The sequence below is a fragment of the Synechococcus sp. R3-13 genome, assembly GCF_047462195.1.
Lineage (GTDB): Bacteria > Cyanobacteriota > Cyanobacteriia > Thermostichales > Thermostichaceae > Thermostichus.
Map to the genome: position 1 here is coordinate 1 of NZ_JANSIO010000085.1, position 3697 is coordinate 3697.

Below are 3697 nucleotides of genomic sequence, written 5' to 3' on the forward strand. Positions count from 1 at the left end.
TCCTGGATGGCCCCCAGCCCATCTCCCAGAGCAGCCCGCACTTGGCCGCGATGGAAATAAGCCAAGCCCGACTGAGGATCCCCTTGCAGAGCTTGGTCGAAATCGGCCAGCGCTCCCTGCCAATCCCCCAACCGTTGCCGTGCCATACCGCGGCGCAGATGGGCATTAACCAGCAGCTCCGGCCCGCGTGGGATCCCAGGCCTCGCCGCCCACTGCAACACCTGCGAGAAGTCCTCACAGGCTGCCGGCCAATCTTCCCGCTCAACATGGAGTTGGCCGCGGTTGAGGTAGAGCTGAGGGTTCTGCGGATCCCGCTCCAGGGCAGCCGTGTAATCCTGCAGAGCCGCCAGGGGATCCCCCAGCAGCCAATGAATTCGCCCGCGGCTGCTGTAGGCACTGGCATCTTGGGGATCCAAAGCAATGGCCTGGCTCAAGTCCGACAAAGCCGCTTCGATGTTGCCCAAGTCCAGGTGGGCAATGCCTCGGTTGAGGTAGGCTTTGGCCATCTGGGGATCCAGCTCCAGGGCGCGGTTGAAGTCTGCCAGAGCGCCGCCGGGATCCCCCAGCCCCTGGCGAGCCAAGCCCCGGCAGAGATAGGCCCGCGACAGCTTAGGATCCAGGCGGAGAGCCTGTTCACAATCGGCCAGCGCCGGCTCCAGGGTGTTGCTGCTCAGGTAGGCCATGGCCCGCTGCAAGTAGAGATCCGCCTGGGCTGCCGCCTCTGCCTCAGGTAGCTCAGTGGCCTCAGCAGACCGTAGGGATAGGGCCTGAGAAAAATCTTCAACGGCCCCTTGGGGATCCCCCAACGCTTGTCGGGCCAGGCCCCGGTGGTAATAGGCTTTGTCCTGGCGAGGATCCAACTGCAGCGCTTGGGTGTAGTCCTCAATAGCCCCCTGTAGATCTGGCAACTGGGCCCGCGCCACTCCCCGGTTGAAATAGGCTTCCCCGTCCTGAGGATCCCGTTTGATCACCTCTGAGAAGTCGGCGACGGCCCCTTGGGCATCTCCCAAGCTGCCCCGCACCACACCCCGGTTGAAATAGGCCCGCACATCCTCTGGGTTGAGCTCAATGGCCCGCGAATAATCCTCGATGGCCTGCTGCTGCTGATTGAGTTGCCGGTAAGCATTGCCACGGTTGTAGTAGGCCACCGCCCATTGTGGGTTGAGGCCGAGAGCCTGGGTGTAGTCGGCAACAGCTCCCTCGTAGTCCTCCAGCCGGTAGCGGGCAATGCCGCGGTTGAAATAGGCGCGGGCGTCCCCTGCCAGTTGAATGACTTGGGTGTAATCTGCGATGGCCCCTGCCAAGTCCCCACTTTTGTAGCGGGCGCTGCCCCGCTGGCTGTAGGCGCGGCTATTTTGGGGATCCAATTGAATGGCCAACGTACAGTCGGCAATCGCCCCCTGGAAATCCCCTTGGCGGGCTTTCTCCTGTCCGCGGGCCAACAGGCGCGTCACCAAAACCTGATCCACCGAAACATCGCCGAGCGTCGCCTCTTGGGGAAAAGGCAACAGGGGCCGCAGCGCCTCCAACACTTCAGCAGCGGACTGGAAGCGCTCTTGCCAGTGGGGGCAGATCAGGCGATCCAAAATCTCGGCCAGCTCCTCGCTGACCTGAACCAAATCCCGCCAGAGCAGTTGGCCGGTGCGGGGATCGTCCCGGATCTTATGGGGAGGACGACCGGTGAGGGCTTGGATGGCCAGCACCCCTACGGAGTACAGGTCGCTGCAGGGCTGGGGCTTGCCGTTGAGCTGTTCGGGCGCCATGTAGCCAACCGAGCCAATCACCGTCGCCAACTGAGTTTGGCCGGGGGCATGGCTGACCAACCGCCCCACTTCCTTGACTGCCCCAAAGTCGATCAACACCAACTTGCCATCGGCATCGCGGCGCATCAGGTTGGCCGGCTTGATATCCCGATGGACGATCTGGTGGGCGTGTACATGGCGCAGGATCTCCAAAATATCCCACAACAGTTTCAAAACCTCGGCCTCGCTCAGCGGCTTGCCCGGGATCAGCTCCTGGCTGAGATCATGCCCGGCAACAAACTCTTGCACCAAGTAAAAATCCTGATCCTGCTCGAAGTGGGCCAAAAGGCGGGGCACCTGGTCGAAGTGGTTGAGCCGGTTGAGAACCTTGGCTTCCCGTTCAAAGAGCTTGCGAGCCGTGGCCAACGTATAGGGATCCGTGGAGAGGGGGCGAAGGCGCTTGACGACGCAAGGGCTATCGAAGGTGTCTTGATCCACCGCCTTGTAGGTTACGCCAAACCCTCCTTCCCCGAGGGGATGGAGAATGCGATAGCGTCCCCTGAGCACACTTCCCGCTCTGATCTTGTCTTCCATAGCCAAGCCGGTCGCCTGAGAGTGCAGCCTTTTGCTACTACAGGCTGGCTCGATTCTGCCACAGGCCGACACCCTTGGGCGGAGCAGCCCCTAGCTCCTAGGCAGGGCCTTTTTCAGCTTTTTCTTTTGCGATCTTCAAGGGTTGTGATGATCCTGAACGATTCCGTCAGAGGGAAACCGCGATCTGACCTCGCCGCTCTTCAAAATCGCTGACCAACAGTCTCACCTCGATCTGCCATTCCCCCGCCAGGGCTAGGGGCACATTTTCCACCACAAATTGGCCAGGCCCATCCGGCGCTACAGTGCGGCGTAGAGGGGGGATCCCCTGTTCTGGCAGGGAAAACCCAAGGGTCAATTCCTGGGCCGGGACTCCCTTCACCTCAGCCCGAATTTGATTTTCCCCAGGACGACAGGGCAGAATCCTCAGGTGCAGGCTGCCTTCCGGCCAGTTCAAGCTCTCTTCACAACTGGTCTGCAAGCCCGACTCCAGTGGGGATCCCATGCCCTGCCTCCCATGACTGGGGGGAGCCTGGGCCACCAGGAAGCTGGTCAAGGCCAGCACCAGAATCAGCCCCACCAACTCCAGGCGGACGATCCGGCGCAGCGACCGGCCCACCGTCTGCCCACCCTGTTGCAATGCCGGCACCAGCCGAAACTTGTTGTGGGCGCCCAACCCCACCATCATCAGCACCAGCAGCAGCTTGGTCCAGAGATACTGCCCATACGGATGATCCCAGTCCCAGCCGCGGTGGATCCCACCCATCCCCACCCCTGCCAGGATCAGTCCGGGCACTGCCCAGGTGGCCACGTCAGAAAACCGTTGGATGATGCCTACAGATGGGTAGGGAGCAGATTCCTTGCCCAGCAGGCGCTCCAGCCCCCACAACCCTCCCAACCAGAAAGCTGAACCGGCCAGATGCAGCCCCAGCAGCGCCATTGTCCCCATCGGATGCTCACTGGTGAGAGCATGGCCAATGGGCAAAAAGGAGCCGAGCACCAACACCGACCCCATACCGCTGGCCCAGACGGCACCTCCCTCACAGGCCCAGATCAGGATCCCTAGCCCCACCAGCCGCAGCCCCGTACCCCAACCGTAGGGAGAAAGCATCACACGCAGCAGCTCTCGCCCATTAAAGTAAGGGTAGAGCTGGGCCAAATGCAGACTGAAGGCCACCACGGTCAAGCTGAGGGTGATCCAAGCTGTCGCAAAAGCCCAAGATAAGGGCTCCGCCCCGCTGACGCGATCAGAATCGGCGAAACTGCTCCGCTGCCCCCGCAACAGTCGCCACCAGCCCAGCACCCCCACCACAAAAAGGCTGCCCAAGTAGATCCCCCAGCGTACCCCCACCAGCGGCCAGTAC

Annotated in this window: 2 protein-coding genes; both read right to left on the reverse strand. The window is 61.9% G+C overall.

Features of this window, described 5'->3' with window-relative positions; all coding sequences use genetic code 11:
* Positions 1 to 2336, reverse strand: a 2336-nt coding sequence (locus NW856_RS02895) for a tetratricopeptide repeat protein (RefSeq protein WP_414399000.1), incomplete at its 3' end; no start/stop codon positions are given.
* A 166-nt stretch (positions 2337 to 2502) separates the two neighbouring features.
* Positions 2503 to 3697, reverse strand: a 1195-nt coding sequence (locus tag NW856_RS02900) for a copper resistance D family protein (protein ID WP_414399001.1), incomplete at its 5' end; no start/stop codon positions are given.